Source organism: Methylobacterium sp. C1 (assembly GCF_001854385.1).
GTDB lineage: Bacteria > Pseudomonadota > Alphaproteobacteria > Rhizobiales > Beijerinckiaceae > Methylobacterium > Methylobacterium radiotolerans.
In genome coordinates, this window is sequence record NZ_CP017640.1 from 4,014,469 (window position 1) to 4,030,831 (window position 16,363).

General features: G+C 71.3%; 18 protein-coding genes. 9 read left to right on the forward strand and 9 right to left on the reverse strand.

All coding sequences use genetic code 11. The features are described 5' to 3' along the window. Positions 1-12 precede the first annotated feature (12 nt). The 6 genes from yidC to hemA form a co-directional block, all read right to left on the reverse strand. Positions 13-1,866 carry a membrane protein insertase YidC gene (gene yidC, locus BKE41_RS18610; protein ID WP_012320442.1) on the reverse strand — a complete coding sequence of 618 codons (1,854 nt, stop codon included), beginning with the start codon at positions 1,864-1,866 and terminating at the stop codon, positions 13-15. Then, positions 1,856-2,476, reverse strand: coding sequence for a ribonuclease P protein component (gene rnpA, locus BKE41_RS18615; RefSeq protein ID WP_070999961.1), 621 nt, complete (start codon positions 2,474-2,476; stop codon positions 1,856-1,858). Before rnpA ends, yidC begins: the two co-directional genes overlap by 11 nt. Before the next feature lie 78 nt (positions 2,477-2,554). Beyond that, a complete protein-coding gene (gene rpmH / locus BKE41_RS18620; RefSeq protein ID WP_007558110.1) occupies positions 2,555-2,689 on the reverse strand; it encodes a 50S ribosomal protein L34 in 135 nt (44 codons plus the stop codon). A gap of 168 nt (positions 2,690-2,857) precedes the next feature. After that, positions 2,858-3,403, reverse strand: coding sequence for an adenine phosphoribosyltransferase (locus BKE41_RS18625; protein ID WP_012320444.1), 546 nt, complete (start codon positions 3,401-3,403; stop codon positions 2,858-2,860). A gap of 70 nt (positions 3,404-3,473) precedes the next feature. Then, positions 3,474-4,271, reverse strand: coding sequence for an inositol monophosphatase family protein (locus BKE41_RS18630; RefSeq protein ID WP_024829277.1), 798 nt, complete (start codon positions 4,269-4,271; stop codon positions 3,474-3,476). 279 nt (positions 4,272-4,550) lie between these two features. Further along, positions 4,551-5,846: a 5-aminolevulinate synthase gene (hemA, locus tag BKE41_RS18635; RefSeq protein ID WP_012320446.1), complete on the reverse strand. Its 1,296-nt coding sequence runs from the start codon at positions 5,844-5,846 to the stop codon at positions 4,551-4,553. Between the two features lie 320 nt (positions 5,847-6,166). Between hemA and BKE41_RS32200 the strand changes: the two genes are divergently transcribed. Further along, positions 6,167-6,346: a hypothetical protein gene (locus BKE41_RS32200; RefSeq protein WP_043074169.1), complete on the forward strand. Its 180-nt coding sequence runs from the start codon at positions 6,167-6,169 to the stop codon at positions 6,344-6,346. Positions 6,347-6,432: 86 nt separating this feature from the next. Next, positions 6,433-7,722, forward strand: a complete 1,290-nt coding sequence (murA, locus tag BKE41_RS18640) for a UDP-N-acetylglucosamine 1-carboxyvinyltransferase (RefSeq protein ID WP_012320447.1) — start codon at positions 6,433-6,435, stop codon at positions 7,720-7,722. Positions 7,723-8,032: 310 nt separating this feature from the next. On the opposite strand, the gene BKE41_RS18645 is transcribed toward murA, so the two are convergent. Continuing rightward, complete coding sequence (locus BKE41_RS18645) at positions 8,033-8,431, reverse strand: hypothetical protein (RefSeq protein ID WP_053622262.1); 399 nt, start codon at positions 8,429-8,431, stop codon at positions 8,033-8,035. A gap of 188 nt (positions 8,432-8,619) precedes the next feature. Between BKE41_RS18645 and BKE41_RS18650 the strand changes: the two genes are divergently transcribed. From BKE41_RS18650 to BKE41_RS18665, 4 genes are read left to right on the forward strand one after another with little or no spacing between them, the layout of a single operon-like run. Next, complete coding sequence (locus tag BKE41_RS18650; RefSeq protein ID WP_024829275.1) at positions 8,620-9,066, forward strand: DUF2948 family protein; 447 nt, start codon at positions 8,620-8,622, stop codon at positions 9,064-9,066. Positions 9,067-9,087: 21 nt separating this feature from the next. Beyond that, positions 9,088-10,383 (forward strand): histidinol dehydrogenase, encoded by a 1,296-nt coding sequence (hisD, locus tag BKE41_RS18655; protein ID WP_053622261.1) that lies wholly within the window; start codon positions 9,088-9,090, stop codon positions 10,381-10,383. A 10-nt stretch (positions 10,384-10,393) separates the two neighbouring features. Continuing rightward, positions 10,394-10,876, forward strand: coding sequence for a UPF0262 family protein (locus BKE41_RS18660; RefSeq protein WP_012320451.1), 483 nt, complete (start codon positions 10,394-10,396; stop codon positions 10,874-10,876). Positions 10,877-10,898: 22 nt separating this feature from the next. Continuing rightward, a complete protein-coding gene (locus tag BKE41_RS18665; protein WP_024829273.1) occupies positions 10,899-11,381 on the forward strand; it encodes a low molecular weight phosphatase family protein in 483 nt (160 codons plus the stop codon). A 96-nt stretch (positions 11,382-11,477) separates the two neighbouring features. Here the strand turns inward: BKE41_RS18665 and BKE41_RS18670 are convergent, their stop codons facing one another. Beyond that, the gene (locus tag BKE41_RS18670; protein WP_024829272.1) at positions 11,478-11,804 is read right to left on the reverse strand and encodes a hypothetical protein; all 327 of its coding nucleotides are present in this window, start codon (positions 11,802-11,804) and stop codon (positions 11,478-11,480) included. 103 nt (positions 11,805-11,907) lie between these two features. Next, positions 11,908-12,573, reverse strand: a complete 666-nt coding sequence (locus BKE41_RS18675) for a transglutaminase-like cysteine peptidase (RefSeq protein ID WP_245295809.1) — start codon at positions 12,571-12,573, stop codon at positions 11,908-11,910. Between the two features lie 268 nt (positions 12,574-12,841). Here BKE41_RS18675 and BKE41_RS18680 point away from each other — a divergent pair, with 268 nt between their 5' ends. The 3 genes from BKE41_RS18680 to BKE41_RS18690 all read left to right on the forward strand — a co-directional run bounded on the left by BKE41_RS18680 (position 12,842) and on the right by BKE41_RS18690 (position 16,120). Continuing rightward, positions 12,842-13,411 (forward strand): c-type cytochrome, methanol metabolism-related, encoded by a 570-nt coding sequence (locus tag BKE41_RS18680; protein ID WP_012320455.1) that lies wholly within the window; start codon positions 12,842-12,844, stop codon positions 13,409-13,411. A gap of 163 nt (positions 13,412-13,574) precedes the next feature. After that, positions 13,575-14,777 carry an FIST N-terminal domain-containing protein gene (locus BKE41_RS18685; RefSeq protein WP_245295810.1) on the forward strand — a complete coding sequence of 401 codons (1,203 nt, stop codon included), beginning with the start codon at positions 13,575-13,577 and terminating at the stop codon, positions 14,775-14,777. Continuing rightward, positions 14,774-16,120, forward strand: coding sequence for a hybrid sensor histidine kinase/response regulator (locus BKE41_RS18690; protein WP_012320457.1), 1,347 nt, complete (start codon positions 14,774-14,776; stop codon positions 16,118-16,120). The genes BKE41_RS18685 and BKE41_RS18690 overlap by 4 nt, the downstream gene beginning before the upstream one ends. Positions 16,121-16,363 lie beyond the last annotated feature (243 nt).

Below are 16,363 nucleotides of genomic sequence, written 5' to 3' on the forward strand. Positions count from 1 at the left end.
GCGTGTCGCCTGTCAGCTCTTGGTGGCGGCCGCCTTGGTGCCGTTGCCGCGGCGGAACGTCGATCGCAGGTTGTCCCACAACTCCACCTTCACGCCGTTGCGGCGCATGATGACGTACTGCTGGATCACCGACAGGGTGTTGTTCCAGGCCCAGTAGATCACGAGGCCAGCGGGGAACGAGCCCAGCATGAAGGTGAACACGATCGGCATGAAGGTGAAGATCTGCGCCTGGACCGGGTCCGGCGGCGCGGGATTCATCTTCATCTGCACGAACATCGTGATGCCCATGATGATCGGCCAGACGCCCAGGTGCACGAAATCGGGCGCCGGGAACGGCAGCAGGCCGAACAGGTTCACGATGCTCGTCGGATCCGGCGCCGCGAGGTCGCGGATCCAGCCGAAGAACGGCGCGTGGCGCATCTCGATGGTGATGAACAGGACCTTGTAGAGCGCGAAGAAGACCGGGATCTGGATCAGCACCGGCCAGCAGCCGGCGACCGGGTTGATCTTCTCCTTCTTGTACAGCTCCATCGTGGCCTGCTGCTGCTTCATGCGGTCGTCCTTGTACCGCTCGCGGATGGCGGCCATCTCCGGCTGCACGGCCTTCATCTTGGCCATGGAGACGTAGGACCGGTTCGCGATCGGCAGGAACAGCAGCTTCAGGCAGAAGGTCACCACCAGGATCGAGACGCCGAAGTTGCCGAATAGGTGGTAGAAGAAGTCCAGCGCCCGGAACATCGGCTTGGTGATGAAGAAGAACCAGCCCCAGTCGATCATCAGATCGAAGTGCTTGATGCCGAGATCCTTCTCGTAGTTGTTGATGACGTTGACTTCCTTGGCGCCCGCGAACAGCCGCTGCGTCGCAGTGGCCGAGGCACCCGCCGCGAGGTTCACGGCGTCGCCGCGCACGCTCGCCTGGTAGACGTTGGTGGCACCGTCGGTCCGGTCGGTGAAGGCGCCGGTGTAGGGCGTGTCCTGATCGGGGATCGCGGCCGCCGCCCAGTACTTGTCGGTGATGCCGACGAAGCCGCCGGTCACGCCGGTCCAGGCCTTGCCCTTGGTGTTGGCACCGCCGTAGGCGCCCTCCTTGGCGAGCTTGTCGTAGGTGAATTCCTGCAGGCCGTCGTTGCCCAGATAGCCGATCATGCCCTCGTGCAGGACGTAGTAGCCCTGGGTGTGCGGCTTACCCCAGCGGGAGACGAGGCTGTACGGGTACAGCGTGATCGCGCCCGAGCCCTTGTTCTCGACCTCGTCGCGGATCGTGAACATGTACTTGTCGTCGACCGCGATGATCCGCTTGAAGACGAGGCCGGCGCCGTTGTCCCAGGTCAGGGTCACGGGCATGCCGGGCGAGAGCGTCTTGCCGTCGCTGGTCCACAGGGTGTCGTTGGTCGGCAGCGGACCGGCATTGGCGCCGACCCAGCCGAACTCGGCGTAGTAGGGCGTCTCGGTCCCGGCCGGCGAGAACAGCACGATCTCGGGGCTCTTGGGGTCGATGGTCTCGTGGTAGTTCTTGAGCGAGACGTCGTCGACGCGGCCGCCCTTCAGGGCGATCGAGCCCGAGAGCGCCGGGGTCTCGATCCGCACGCGCGGCGAGCGGGCCAGCGCCGCCTCGCGGGAGACCGGGCCGCCCTGGGCGGTCGGCAGCGTGCCGGGCGCGGGCGCGGCCGGGCCGCCCTCCTTCGGGGACGGCGAGGGCACGCCGTCCGGGGTCACGCCCGGGGGCTGCTGCTGCGCGGCCTTGTTCTGCGCCTCGATCTGGCGCTGCTGCTCCATGCGCGGGCCGGCCACGAAGTACTGCCACCCGAGCAGCACCAGCAGCGACAGGCCGATGGCCACGAACATGTTCGTCTTGTCATTGCCCATCAGGGACACCGCCGCACGCGTTCGGAGTGGCAACAGGAGCGTCGCCGGCCCTGGAGGACCTGCGCGCGCCTGTGATTCGGGGATCTCTGTCGCACCCCTGCGACGGGCCGATGTCGGCTCCGCCGGTCGGGGCCGCCTGCGCGGAGGCGCGGCCGGCTTCGTGCGGGAAAGAGGACGTCTGAGATAGGGTCTTGTCGGGGGTCGGCCCGGAGCGCCGGCCACCGGACCGGCCGGAGGGCCTGTCCCCGCGGGCCGCCGCCGGGCGGGTCACCGCGGGAATCGCGCGACGCAGATCCTCGGTGAGGGTCTCGAAGGCGGCTTCCAGGGCGGGACGGCGGGCGATCAGCACGATGTCGGCCGGAAGGCCCGCGAGCTCGCCCGGCAGGTCGGACGCGACCACGCTCAGGGCCGCGCGGAGGCGGCGCCGGATGCGGTTGCGCTCCGTCGCGTGACCGACACGCTTGGTGATGGTGAACCCGAGACGGAGGCCGGGACAAGCGTCCGGGTTCCGAAGACGCCCCTGCGCGGTCATCCGCTCGGTGTGGAAGCGACGTCCCTCGGCCGCCGCCAGGAAGTCGGGTCGTTTCTTGAGCCGCTCGATCGTCGCCATCGATGGTTCGATCCCGGCCGATACCACTTGCCTCGTGGCGCGGATGCCCGGGGCGTCCGCGCCGGCGAGGATCAGGCCTCAGGCCGACAGGCGCTTGCGGCCATGGGCGCGACGGCGCGCGATGACCTTGCGGCCGCCGGCGGTGGCCATGCGCGCACGGAACCCGTGACGGCGCTTACGGACGAGCTTGCTCGGCTGGTAGGTTCTCTTCATGGCTCAGAGCCTTCAAAGGTCGAGGCGCGCTCGCGGGCAGCTGATGCTGCACCCGACCTCCACGCGTCCTGGTTGTCTGCAAACACGAAGGGCGCCCATGCGGGGCGCCACGTCGCGAGTGGCGGGCTTATGGCGGATGGGCCCCGCGAAGTCAACGTTTCGCGGGCCCTAATGACCCTCGAACTGCATGAGGGTGCGCACCTCGACGCCCAGGTCGCGCAGGCGCTGCGCGCCGCCGATCTCGGGCAGGTCGATGACGAAGCAGGCGGCCACGATCTCGGCGCCGATCTTCTGGAGCAGGTTCACGGCCGCGATCGCCGTGCCGCCGGTGGCGATCAGGTCGTCGACCAGCAGCACCTTGTCGCCCGGCCGGACGGCGTCGACGTGGATCTCGATCTCGTCGGTCCCGTACTCGAGGGCGTAGGCCATCGACACGGTCTTGTGGGGCAGCTTGCCCTTCTTGCGGATCGGCACGAAGCCGCAGGAGAGCTGGTGGGCGATGGCCCCGCCCAGGATGAAGCCCCGCGCCTCGATGCCGGCCACTTGGTGGATCTGTCCGCCGGCGTAGGGGTGCACCAGGGCGTCGACCGCCCGCCGGAAGGCGCGCGGGTCGCTCAGCAGCGTGGTGATGTCGCGGAAGATGATCCCCGGCTTCGGGTAATCGGGAATCGAGCGGACCGATTCCTTCAGCGCGACGTGGCGGCGGGCTTCCATGCGTTCGGCCTTCCGTGGAGAACCGCGGGCTTAAAGCAGAAGCTCGGCGCCCTGACCAGTTCACGGCGGCTCAGGCCGCCTGGACCTTCTTGAGGATGGCGACGAGGTCCCGGTGCAGCCCCTCGTTGCCGCAGGCCACCGAGCGCGGGGCCAGGGGTTCGGCCGCGCCGTCCGCCGAGGTCACGAAGCCGCCCGCCTCGCGCACCAGGATCACGCCGGCGGCGAAGTCGTAGGTCTGGAGATCGCGCTCCCAGTAGGCGTCGAGGCGGCCGCAGGCGACGTAGGCCATGTCGAGGGCCGCCGAGCCCATCCGGCGGGTGCCGCCGGCCACCGCCATCACGGCGCCGAGCTCGCGCAGGAGGCGCGGATGGCTGCCGCGACCGAGATAGGGCGTGCCGTAGCCCACCAGCGCGTCCGCCATGTCCTGGCGGCCGGAGACGCGCAGGCGCCGGTTGTTGAGATAGGCGCCCTTGCCGCGCTCGGCGACGAACAGCTCGTCCTTGATCGGGTCGAAGATCGCGCCGGCCACGATCTGGCCCTCGCGCTCGAGACCGACCGAGACCGCGAAATGCGGCACGCCGTGCAGGAAGTTCGACGTGCCGTCGAGAGGGTCGATGTGCCACGTGTGGCTCTTGTCGGTCCCCTCGATGATCCCGTTCTCCTCCAGCACGAGGCCGTAGCCCGGACGCGCCTTCATGAGGGCGTCGCGCAGCACCTCCTCGGCCTTGCGGTCGGCCGCGGAGACGAAGTCGCCCGGACCTTTGCGCGAGACCTGCAGGTTCTCGACCTCGCCGAAGTCGCGGCGCAGGCCGCGCGCGGCCTTGCGCACGGCATCGACCATCACGGTCATGAGCGGGGAGGAGATCATGGGCGGACTTTTCGCGGGTGAGGATCGGGGCCGTCGTTACAGGTCGGCGCCGGAAAAGACGAGATGGGGTCGGGACATGGGAGCGGTGCGGGCGGCCGCCTCAGCGCCGAGCCGCGGGGTCGAGGCCGGTGTCAGAACGCCGTCGCGCCCGTCTCCGCGGGCGGAGCGACGCAATCCAGGGCAGCAGGCCGTCGGTGAACGGGCCCCCCGGGTTGCTTCGCCCCCTTCGCGGAAGCGGGCGCCCGCAGCACCGCCTCTCGGGGAGAGGCGGCGCGGATCCTACTCCGCCGCCTCGACGAACACCGTGCCGGCGCGGGGCAGGTCCAGCGCCTCCCAGGTCTCCGTCAGCGCCGCAGCCAGGCGCTCGATATGCGCCGCGTCGTGGAAGGGCGACGGCGTGATCCGCAGGCGCTCGGTCCCGCGCGGCACCGTCGGGTAGTTGATCGGCTGGATGTAGATCGCGTGGTGCTCCAGAAGATGGTCGGCCGCCGCCTTGCACAGCTCGGCATCGCCCACCATCACCGGCACGATGTGCGTCTCCGTCTCCAGGACCGGCAGGCCCGCCGCGCGCAGCGCCGCCTTGGTGGCCGCCGCCTGGCGCTGGTGCGCCTCCCGCTCCGCGCCCGAGCGCTTGAGATACCGCACCGACGCCCGCGCCGCCGCCGCCACGGCAGGCGGCAGCGCCGTCGTGAAGATGAAGCCCGGCGCGAAGCTGCGCACCGCGTCGCAGATCGCCGCCGAAGCCGTGATGTAGCCGCCCACGCAGCCGAAGCCCTTGGCCAGCGTCCCCTCGATCACGTCGACCCGGTGCATGACGCCGTCGCGCTCGGCGATGCCGCCGCCGCGCGGGCCGTAGAGGCCGACGGCGTGGACCTCGTCGAGGTAGGTCATCGCCCCGTAGCGGTCGGCGAGGTCGCAGATCTCGCCGATCGGCGCCACGTCGCCGTCCATCGAGTAGACCGACTCGAACACGATCAGCTTGGGCCGGTCGCCGGCCTCCCGGAGCAGCTCCTCCAGGTGCTGGAGATCGTTGTGGCGGAAGATCTTCTTCGCGCAGCCGGAATGGCGCACGCCCTCGATCATCGAGTTGTGGTTGAAGGCGTCCGACAGGATCAGGCAGTCGGGGATCAGCTTGGCGATGGTCGAGATGCCGGCCTGGTTCGAGACGTAGCCGGAGGTGAAGACGAGGCCGGCCTCCTTGCCGTGCAGGTCGGCGAGCTCGCGCTCCAGATCGACCAGCGGCGAGGTGTTGCCGGCGATGTTGCGGGTGCCGCCGGCGCCGACGCCGCAGCGGGCGGCGGTCTCGGTCATGGCCGCCACGACCTCCTTGTGCTGGCCCATGCCGAGGTAGTCGTTGGAGCACCACACCGTGATCTCGGTGGTCTTGCCCTCGGGCTGGCGCCACTTGGCCGTCGGGAAACGGCCCGAAATCCGCTCGATGTCGGCGAAGACCCGGTAGCGCCGCTCGCCGTGCAGCTGATCCAGGGCCCCGCGGAAGTAGCGCTCGTAGCCGGATCCGGCGCGCGTCGATCCCGCTTGGGCGAGCATCGTGCTGGGCATCCGGGTGACGGTCATCGAGCGTCCTTCGCGTATTCGGCCGCGCGGGCGACACCGCCGAGGCGGCATCTCAGGCCCGCGATCGAGGTCCGGCCTCGGTCCAGTCCTTCGCGTGAGGGCCGCAAGATACGCGCGGATCTGGAACTGGTTCAAGGTAAGGTTCCGACATCGCAGCGTTGCATCCGTTGAGAGGCCCGCGTGAACCCGCTAGCGTCCGGCAGGATCTTCCGATCCGAATTTGGCTCCTGCCCCCTGCAACAGCTCATGTCACCATCCGCAGATGGCTCATCCGGCGGGGGTCGCTCCGCCCCGACCTTGCGGCGACCAAGGGTCGCGCCGTGACGGGCTCCAAGGACGAGCGCGCGGAGCGCCTCAAGGCCGCGCTGCGCCAGAACCTGCGCCGCCGCAAGGCGCAGGACCGCGGACGGGCCGAGGCGAGACCGTCACCGGGCGCGGATCAGTCCTGCACGCGCGAATCCGACGGAAGCGGTCCTGATTCCGACAAATCCGGTCTATAGGGCACGGCCAAGCCTGGGCGCTGCCGCGCCCGCGATCAGCACGGTCGGCCGCGCGTCCTCGCGGATGCGCCGCCCGAGGACACACGATGGACCGCATCCACATCACCGGCGGCGCGCCGCTCAACGGCGTGATCCCGATCTCGGGGGCCAAGAACGCGGCGCTGCCGCTGATGATCGCGAGCCTGCTGACCGGCGAGACGCTGGAGCTGATCAACGTGCCGCGGCTCGCCGACATCGCCGCGCTGACGCGGATCCTCGGCAATCACGGCGTGGACCACATGGTCGTGGGCAAGCGCCCCGGTCAGACCACCGAGACGGGCCAGACGATCCGGCTCACCGCCTCGAACGTCATCGACACCACGGCACCCTACGAGCTGGTCTCGACCATGCGGGCGAGCTTCTGGGTGGTCGCGCCGCTGCTCGCCCGGTTCGGCGAGGCCAAGGTGTCGCTGCCGGGCGGCTGCGCCATCGGCACCCGCCCGGTGGACCTGCTGATCATGGCGCTGGAGCGGCTCGGGGCCGAGATCGAGATCGACGCCGGCTACGTCGTCGCCAGGACCAAGAACGGGCTGCGCGGCGCCGAGATCGCCTTCCCCAAGGTGACGGTGGGCGGCACCCACGTGGCGCTGATGGCCGCCGCCCTCGCCTACGGGACCACGGTGCTCGAGAACGCCGCCCGCGAGCCGGAGGTGGTCGACCTCGCGGAGTGCCTGAACAAGATGGGCGCCAAGATCCGCGGCGCCGGCACGCCGCGCATCGAGATCGAGGGCGTGGCCCGCCTGAACGGCGCCCGCCACGAGGTCCTGCCCGACCGGATCGAGACCGGCACCTACGCGATGGCAGTGGCGATGGCCGGCGGCGACGTCGTGCTCAAGGATACGCGGGCCGACCTGCTGCACTCGGCCCTCGACGTCTTGTCGACCACGGGCGCGGAGATCACCCAGGTCGAGGGCGGGATCCGCGTGCGCCGCAACGGCGGCGGCATCGCGGCGGTGGACATCACCACCGACCCGTTCCCGGGCTTCCCCACGGATCTCCAGGCGCAGTTCATGGCGCTGATGACGCTGGCCAAGGGCCAGTCGCACATCCGCGAGACCATCTTCGAGAACCGGTTCATGCACGTGCAGGAGCTGGCCCGCCTCGGCGCGAAGATCCGCCTCGAGGGCGATCTCGCCATCGTCGAGGGCGTGGACCGGCTGAAGGGCGCCCCCGTGATGGCGACCGATCTGCGCGCCTCGGTCTCCCTGGTCATCGCGGGCCTCGCCGCCGAGGGCGAGACCCAGATCAACCGGGTCTACCATCTCGACCGCGGCTTCGAGGCGCTGGAGGCCAAACTCGGCCGCTGCGGCGCGCAGATCGAGCGCGTCCGGGCCTGAACGGCAGCGCTCGGTCCGCACCGGCCGGGGCTGCGCGGCGCCTGCGGCGGCCGCAAGTCCGGCTCAGCACGGAGCCCCGGCGGCGCACCGACCGGGGCTGCGCGGCCTTCGTGAGCGCCGGCGACCGCCCACGAAGCCCGGGCATGGACCACGACCTGCTCGGCGCGGTCGCCCGCGCCGCGAAGGGCGTACCGCCGCTCCTACCCGCCCCGGCAATGCGGCGCGGGGCTGCCGCGGTCCCGCCGCGCGCGGCGTCCGAACGCGGCCGTGGCCGCCCATCGCCGTCGATCGCGTCCGACGGCCGTCGGGCTCAATCCTCGATCTGCCCGCGCTTGTAGCCGAAGCCGGGAATATCGCAGCCGCAGGGCGCATCGGGAGGGGCCGGGCGCACCGTGCAGGTGCCGCGGGCCGTCACGCAGACGCTGTCGTCCCACCGGCGCCCGAAATCGCCGCGCCAGCGCGGGCCGCGCCTGTCATACGCATCGTCGAGTGGCGGCGGCGGGGGTGGACGCCAGCCATACCCGTCATCCGCCGGCGGAGGCGGCGGGCGCCCGCCGGGCGGTGGCGGTGCGTAGACATCCCGATCCGGCGCCGGGCGGCCGTAGATGTAGGGCCGCGCGTCCGGGCCGACCTGCGCGGAGGCGGATCCGACCGCCTGCAGCCCGATGGTCAGCACCGCCAGAACCGCGCGCTCGGTGAGTGCGGCCATATGAGACCCTGCCTCGGCTCGTCCGCCAGCGCGTCTAAACGGCGACGCTGGGCCGAGCCTGTGCTCGACCGGGATCGCGATCCCCAGACCAGCCGTTGCCCGATCGGGGCCGCGCCGCTACCTACGCCGTGCCGCGGACCGGCCCGCGCCGCCCGATCCGCGCCCCGTATCCCCCGAGGACCATCTGCATGGAGCTGCTCAGGCTCGCCGCCCTCGACACCGAGGACCTGACCGTGATCTCGGCCCATCTGCAGGACGCGATCCTGCGGCCGCAGGACCTGACCTACCTCGCGGGCGAGCAGCGCTTCCTCATGGCCGTGCGCCGCTTCGACTGGACGCCGAACGTCCCGCCGCGCCGCCGCCTCGCCGGCCTGCATGTCGAGCGCGTGCTGGGCGTGAAGAGTCGCGGCCTGAAGCCGGACGACGCCACGCCCATGAGCCTGCTCGCCCTCACCTTCGAGCCGACGGACGCGCCTTCCGGGCATATCGACCTCGTCTTCTCCGGCGGCGCGGCCCTGCGGCTGGAGGTCGAGTGCATCGAGGTCCGGATGAAGGATCTCGGCCCGGTCTGGGAATCGGCCACCCGTCCCGGACACGACATCGACACCGATACGGCCGCCGGCCCGGCGGCCTGACGCGAGACAGAAGGCTTCCCGATGGTCCGGCTCGACAGCAGCGATCCGAATTTTGCCGCCGCCTTCGCGCACCTCCTGACGGTGAAGCGCGAGATCGCCGAGGACGTGGACGAGGCCGTGCGCGGCATCATCGCCGACGTCGTCACCCGGGGCGACGACGCGCTGGTCGATTTCACCCGGCGCTTCGACCGGCTCGGCGCCGATTTCTCGGCGGCGCAGCTGCGGGTCACGGACGCGGAGATGGCCGCGGCCGTCGCGGCCTGCCCGCCGGATTCCCTGGAGGCGCTGCGCCTCGCCGCCGAGCGGATCGAGAGCTTCCACCGGGCCCAGCGGCCCGAAGATCACCGGGCCACGGACGCCCTCGGCGTCACGGCCGGATGGCGCTGGACCGCGCTGGAATCGGTCGGCCTCTACGTACCGGGCGGCACCGCGAGCTATCCCTCCTCGGTGCTGATGAACGCGCTGCCGGCCCGCGTCGCGGGCGTGCCGCGGCTCGTCATGGTGGTGCCCACACCGGACGGCCAGATGAACCCGCTGGTCCTGGCCGCCGCGCAGCTCGCCGGCGTCCACGAGGTCTACCGGGTGGGCGGTGCCCAGGCGGTCGCGGCCCTCGCCTACGGGACCGCCACCATCGCCCCCGTGGCCAAGGTCGTCGGACCGGGCAATGCCTGGGTGGCGGCGGCCAAGCGCCGGGTCTTCGGCCAGGTCGGGATCGACATGATCGCCGGCCCCTCCGAGGTGCTGATCCTGGCGGACGGCCACGCCAACCCCGACTGGATCGCCGCCGACCTGCTGGCCCAGGCCGAGCACGACGTGGCCGCCCAGGCGATCCTGATCACCGACAGCGCCGAACTCGCCGGGGCCGTCGAGGAGGCGGTCGAGCGCGCGCTGACCACCCTGCCCCGCCAGGAGATCGCCCGGGCGAGCTGGCGCGATTACGGCGCGATCATCCGGGTCCGCACCTTCGACGAGGCCGTGCCGCTGGTGGACCGCCTCGCACCCGAGCACCTGGAGATCGAGACGCAGGACGCGGAGGCGCTCGCCGCCAAGGTCCGCAATGCCGGCGCGATCTTCCTCGGCTCGCACACGCCGGAGGCGATCGGCGACTATGTCGGCGGCCCCAACCACGTCCTGCCGACGGCCCGCTCGGCCCGGTTCTCGTCCGGGCTGGGCGTGCTCGACTTCATGAAGCGGACGACGATCCTCGCCTGCACGCCGGAGAGCTTGCGGGCGCTCGGCCCGGCGGCGATAAACCTCGGCCGGTCCGAGGGCCTGGAGGGGCATGCCCGCTCCGTCGCGATCCGGTTGAACCTGTGAGGTTTTGGGGATGGCGGAGAAGCAGCGCGGGCCGAACCGCCTCGCGAAGGTGAGCCTGGACGAGGCGTCCATCGCCCGCGGCAATCCGGATCAGGAGCACGAGCGGGCGATCGCGCTGTTCGACATCCTGGAGGACAATTCCTTCACGATCCCCGGTCGGGAGGGGCCCTACGCGCTGACGCTCGGCCTCGTCGAGAACAAGCTGTCCTTCGCCATCGCCACGGTGGACGGTGAGCCGGTGATGACGCACCTCCTGTCGCTGACGCCGTTCCGGCGGGTGATCCGCGACTACGAGATGATCTGCGAGAGCTACTACAACGCGATCCGCACCGCCTCGCCGTCGCAGATCGAGGCGATCGACATGGGTCGGCGCGGACTGCACAACGAGGCGTCCGAGACGCTCAAGCAGCGGCTTGAGGGGAAGGTGGACCTCGACCACGACACGGCGCGCCGCCTGTTCACCCTGATCTTCGCGCTGCACTGGAAGGGCTAGGCGCCCTCCGCGCCGACCGGCGATGGCTGAGCCCGCTCCCGAGCCTCCTCCCGACGCTTCCCCGAAGAAGCGGCGGGTGCAGTCCGTCCTGTTCATGTGCAACTACAACGCCGTGCGCTCCGTGGCGGCGGAGGCGATCGCGCGCGCTTATTTCGGCAAGTCCACCTACGTGCAGTCGGCCGGGGTACGATCCGGCGAGCCCACCGACCCGTTCATGATCGCGGCGCTCGACGAGGTCGGGATCGACGCGAGCCGGCACCGGCCGCGCACCGTGGAGGAACTCGAGGACTGGGAGGGTCTGAACTTCGACCTGATCATCACCCTCGCGCCGGAGGCGCATCACCGGGCCCTGGACCTGACCCACACGCTCGCGGCCGATGTCGAGTACTGGCCGACCCCCGACCCGACCCTGGTGCAGGACGCGTCCCGCGAGCAGCGCCTCGACGCCTACCGCGACGTCCGCGACGGCCTGACCCGGCGGATCAAGGCCCGGCTCAAAGCCTAGGCGGGCGGCCTCTCGCCCCGGCACCCTGCCAGTGCCGTGCGGCGGATCGTTGCTGCCGCGACCCGGAACGTCGCGCGGCCCGGGGGGCCGCTGGGTTCAGCCGCGATCGCCCACCAGCCAAGCCCGGATCCGGCCGGCGAGGAGCGGCCGGGCGCGGACGACGTCGTCGCCGTCGAGGAGCGGCGAGGCTGCGAGGGTCGCGAGATAGGCGTCCTCGGCGGTCCGGCAGGCCCGGAAGGCGGCGTCGGCGGCGAGATCCCGGTCGGTCAGCGCGGCCTGGATGTGAAAGTTGCGGCTGACGCAGTCGCGCCACGCGGCGTGGCGGAGTTCGGTCTCGCTCGCGGCCCGCGCGGTGCCGCAGGCGGCGGCGACGAGGACGGCCGCGAGAAGCGGGACCGGCGTCACGTTGCGGGCTCGCGGCATCGTTCAGGCACTCCGTCACCCGACAGAGTGGCGCCGCACGGTTAGCAATCCGTTAAGGCGCGGCGCCGGCGGCCTGGGTTCCACCGCCGGCCGCGTGCCTTGCTCACCGGTTGGCGGTGGTGACCGGGGAGGTGACGCCGCCGAGGGAGACCCAGGCGACGGCGTCCTGGCTCTCGCGCTTGATGAAGACGTAGCCGGTCTTGTGCCAGGGCAGGATGGCGTTGGTCTTGTTGTCGAGGACGAGGTCGCCCCGGTCGGTGATGAGTGTCAGCACGGCGTGGCCCTCGCCCTTCTCGTCGATCACCACGGTCATGCGCATCGCGCGGCGCGGCAGCCCGGCCTCGGCCAGCATGTGGCGCTTGAGCAGCTGGAAGTCCTCGCAGTCGCCGATGCCGTCCTCGGCCAGGTCCCAGCGGTCGGCCACGTGCAGGTGGTCCTGGTCGGTCATCGGCTCGACCGCCTTGTTGACCCGCCGGTTCACCGACACGATCGTCGCCCAGGTGGCGGGCGTCAGGCTGATCCGGGCCGGCTCGCCCCGGTCCAGCGCGCACTCCGCCGCGTAGGTCTGGCAGAACGTCACCCAGGCCGCGATCGGCTTGGCGTCGCCCTGCACCCGGGCACCGGCCTCGGTCGGCAGGCTCGCCAGCGTCTGCGCCTGAGCCGGGGCGGCGAGACCCGCGACGCCGATGGCGGCGAGGGCAGCGAGGCCCGCCCAGCGGCTCCGGGAGAGCCGACGCGAGGCGGGTCCCTTGACCAGTCCCTGCATCATGGAAACCGCGAACCGCATCGCCGGGACCCAACCGTTAAGCTCTCGTTAACGAAAGCTCTCACGCCGGCGGGCCGGCGGCAATCCGCCGATTAACAAAAGGTTAATGCTGTGCGCAACGCGGATAAGCGCCCCCTCGTCCACTCATCGCGGCGCTCACCGGCCAAGCGCGAAAACGTGAAGGTGTGACAAGGTGTTCTCGACCGAGATCCGCCGTTATCCCGGCGCCGCGCCACCGAGAACACGCCTGTGGGCGGCAGGAGGAAGACGGATGCGGAGCGTTGCAGACAGACTCGCCAGCCTGGTCCTGGCCGGGCTCGCAGCAGGGACCCTGGGGATGCTGCCGGCGTCCGCCGCGGCTCCGACGGCCGCTCCGCCCGCGGCCGACCTGAAGAGCGAGGGGCCGACGCAGCCGGCGAAAGTCCAGGACGGCCAGTACACCGACAAGAACGGCGACCCGACGTACCACATCACGGAGGGCGGCAAGAAGGTCGACTGGTACACCATGTCCGGCTACGTGCGGTACAGCGCGAACTGCCTGGCCTGCCACGGGCCAGACGGGATGGGCTCGACCTACGCGCCGTCCCTGGTCGACGCTCTCAAGGGCATGGACTACGCGCACTTCGCCGGCATCGTCGTGGGCGGCAAGCGGGATGTGAACGCCTCGCAGGAGCTGGTCATGCCGGCCTTCGGCGAGAACAAGAACGTCATGTGCTACCTGCCCGACATATACACCTATCTCCGCGCCCGCTCGGACGGCGCGATCGGCCGCGGCCGGCCGGCGGACCACGAGGCCAAGCCCGCGGCCTTCGAGAAGGCCGAGGATGCCTGCATGAAGTGAGCGCCACTCCCCGGTCCGGCCTCGCCTGTGAACCGGACCGGGGGCAACACGCCCCGTTGCACCGCTCGGTTGCGCACGACATACTCCGCGCAAGACGCTGAAGAGCGGGCACCAAGCCTGCCGAGGGGGTCGCAGGGGGTGGAACGTGGCTCAAGGATCGGGAGTGCGCCGCCATCTGTGCGGCATCTGGACGGCCTGGACGGACGCGGCCGCGGCCGCCGACGCGGCCGCGGAGGTCGCGCTCGCGGTCGGTGACACCGCCCTGTCGCAGGTCGTCGCGTTCTTCTCCGCCGATTACGACGCCGAGATCCTGGCCCGCGCGCTGGAGGCCCGGTTCCCCGGCGTGCCGGTGGCCGGCTGCTCGATGTCGGGCGGCATCGCCCCGGCCGGCGGCCTCGACCGCGGGCTCGTCGTCATCGCGTTCCCGGCCGAGCGTTTCCGGATCGTCTCGACCGTCCTCGACGCCATCGACCACCTCGACGTGGAGCGGACCGCCTCGGCGGTCCGGGCGCTGCGCCGGACCCTCGACCCGCTGGACCGGTGCCGCGATGTCGACGCGGCCGGCACGGGCCACCGCTTCGCCCTGTCGCTGATCGACGGGCTCGCCAATGCCGAGGAGACGGTGGTCTCGGCGATCGCCTGGGCACTCGACGGCATCCCGATCGTCGGCGGCTCGGCCGGCGACGACCTGCGCTTCCGCGACGCCGTCATGCTGCACGGCGGGAAGATCCACCGCAAGGCGGCGGTCCTGGTGCTCGTCGAGACCGACTTCTCGGTGGAGATCTTCAAGAGCGACAACTTCGAGCCGACGCGGACCAAGTTCGTGGTCACCGCCTCGGACGGCGAGCGCCGCACCGTGCACGAGCTCAACGCGGAGCCGGCGGCCCGGGAATACGCGATGGCGATCGGCCTCGACCCCGAGGGCCTGTCGCCGATGAGCTTCGCCGCCTACCCGCTCGCCGTGAAGGTCGGCGGCGAGTATTTCTGCCGCTCGATCCGGCGGATGAACGAGGACGGCTCGCTCAGCTTCTTCTGCGCGGTGGACGAGGGCGTGGTGCTGACCCTCGCCGAGCCGCGCGACATCGTCGCCTCGACCCGGGCGGAGCTGGCCCGCCTCGACGCCGTGCTCGGCGGCGTCGACCTGATCATCGGCTTCGAGTGCGTGCTCCGCCGCCTCGACGCCGAGAGCCGGCAGGTGCGCCACGGGATCGCCGACCTCTACCGCCGCTACAACGTCGTCGGCTTCGAGACCTTCGGCGAGCAGTACCGGGCGATGCACCTGAACCAGACCTTCACGGGCATCGCCATCGGCAAGACCCTCGCCGCGGGCGCGCCGGCCGCGGCCGCCGCCCCGGTCGCGTCGTGACCCTGCACCCGAACGGCCTCGAGACCGACGCGTCCCTGCACCGGCGGATCGAGAAGCTCGAGCGCATCAACGCCGCGCTGATGTCCCATGTCGAGCGCTCCATGGATCAGCGGGGCAGCGCCTACTCGCTGTTCCAGACGGCGATCATGCTCGAGGGCCGGGTCCGCACCCGCACCGAGGAGCTGACCGGGCTCATGCACCGGCTGGAGCGCTCCAACGAGGCGCTGGCCGCGGCCAAGGAGGAGGCCGAGACCGCCAACCGCTCGAAGACGCGGTTCCTGGCGGCGGCGAGCCACGACCTGCTGCAGCCGGTCAATGCCGCCCGCCTGTCGATCTCGGCGCTCGCCGACCTCGAGGTCCCGCCGGAAGCGCGCGCCATCGCCGGACAGGTGGAGCGGGGCCTGCAGACCATCGAGGACCTGATCAAGACGCTGCTCGACATCTCGAAACTCGATGCCGGGGTCGTTCGACCGCAGGTCCAGCCCGTCTTCCTGCCCGACCTGCTGGCGGAGCTCGCGGAGAGCTTCAAACCCTTCGCGCAGCGCAAGGGTCTGCGCCTGTCGGTGCACTGTCCGGAGGTCACCGTCACCAGCGACGTGGTGCTCCTGCAGCGGATCCTCCAGAACCTCGTCTCCAACGCCGTCCGGTACACCCGCACCGGCGGGATCGTCCTGGCGGCCCGGCGCCGGTCCGGCGCTGTCCGGATCGAAGTGACCGACACGGGCTGCGGCATCGCCGCCGAGGAATGCGACCTCGTCTTCGACGAGTTCTTCCGGGGCGGCGACCGGACCGGCAGCGGCGAGGAGCCGGGCCTCGGCCTCGGCCTGTCGATCGTCCGCCGCATGGCCCTGGCCCTCGACCATCCCCTGCGGCTGCGCTCCCGGGTCGGCCACGGCACCCGGGTCGCGCTGACGCTGCCCCTGAGCGCGGTCCCGGCCGCGGCCGCGCCGCCCGCCCCGGTGGCGACCCGGCTCTCGGGAGCGCACGTCCTCGTCGTGGAGAACGACGCCTCGACGGCCGACGCCCTCGCGCGCCTCCTCCAGAACTGGGATGCCCGGGTCTCGACCTTCCGCGACCTCGCGGGGGTGAAGGCCTCCGTCGAGGCGGGCGCCGGGGCGCCGGACATCCTGGTGCTCGACTATCATCTCGACGAGGGCGCCTGCGGCCTCGACGTGGCCGCCTATCTCCGCGCGCTGCGGGCCGAGCCGCTCCCGGTCATCGTCACCACCGCCGACCATTCCAGCGCGGTCGAGGATCGCGTCACAGCCGCCGGAGCGGAACTCGTGCACAAGCCGATCAAGCCGGCCCAGCTCCGCTCCCTGCTGACATACATGCTGGCTTGATCCCGGTCGGGACCCGCGACGCTCCGGGTCGCGCCCGGCGCGCGCCGCGCGCTCCCGAACCGATCGAGCGCCCGGGCCGCGCGGCGTGCTGCCGACGGCGGGCCGATCCGGCGCGAACGGACCCGCCCGCGCCGTGACATAGGACACACGGCGCCCCTCGACGGGACCGACCGCCTGCGCGACAGGGAGCAGCATCCGCCTCGCGTCCCGCGTCCGGATTTCCCAGCCATCGACGTCACGGAC

Bases quoted from the DNA above. Each gene is read 5' to 3' on its own strand.
- yidC (WP_012320442.1), bottom strand. From the start codon at position 1,866: ATGGGCAATGACAAGACGAACATGTTCGTGGCCATCGGCCTGTCGCTG.
- rnpA (WP_070999961.1), bottom strand. From the start codon at position 2,476: ATGGCGACGATCGAGCGGCTCAAGAAACGACCCGACTTCCTGGCGGCG.
- rpmH (WP_007558110.1), bottom strand. From the start codon at position 2,689: ATGAAGAGAACCTACCAGCCGAGCAAGCTCGTCCGTAAGCGCCGTCAC.
- BKE41_RS18625 (WP_012320444.1), bottom strand. From the start codon at position 3,403: ATGGAAGCCCGCCGCCACGTCGCGCTGAAGGAATCGGTCCGCTCGATT.
- BKE41_RS18630 (WP_024829277.1), bottom strand. From the start codon at position 4,271: ATGATCTCCTCCCCGCTCATGACCGTGATGGTCGATGCCGTGCGCAAG.
- hemA (WP_012320446.1), bottom strand. From the start codon at position 5,846: ATGACCGTCACCCGGATGCCCAGCACGATGCTCGCCCAAGCGGGATCG.
- murA (WP_012320447.1), top strand. From the start codon at position 6,433: ATGGACCGCATCCACATCACCGGCGGCGCGCCGCTCAACGGCGTGATC.
- BKE41_RS18645 (WP_053622262.1), bottom strand. From the start codon at position 8,431: ATGGCCGCACTCACCGAGCGCGCGGTTCTGGCGGTGCTGACCATCGGG.
- BKE41_RS18650 (WP_024829275.1), top strand. From the start codon at position 8,620: ATGGAGCTGCTCAGGCTCGCCGCCCTCGACACCGAGGACCTGACCGTG.
- hisD (WP_053622261.1), top strand. From the start codon at position 9,088: ATGGTCCGGCTCGACAGCAGCGATCCGAATTTTGCCGCCGCCTTCGCG.
- BKE41_RS18660 (WP_012320451.1), top strand. From the start codon at position 10,394: ATGGCGGAGAAGCAGCGCGGGCCGAACCGCCTCGCGAAGGTGAGCCTG.
- BKE41_RS18665 (WP_024829273.1), top strand. From the start codon at position 10,899: ATGGCTGAGCCCGCTCCCGAGCCTCCTCCCGACGCTTCCCCGAAGAAG.
- BKE41_RS18670 (WP_024829272.1), bottom strand. From the start codon at position 11,804: ATGCCGCGAGCCCGCAACGTGACGCCGGTCCCGCTTCTCGCGGCCGTC.
- BKE41_RS18675 (WP_245295809.1), bottom strand. From the start codon at position 12,573: ATGATGCAGGGACTGGTCAAGGGACCCGCCTCGCGTCGGCTCTCCCGG.
- BKE41_RS18680 (WP_012320455.1), top strand. From the start codon at position 12,842: ATGCGGAGCGTTGCAGACAGACTCGCCAGCCTGGTCCTGGCCGGGCTC.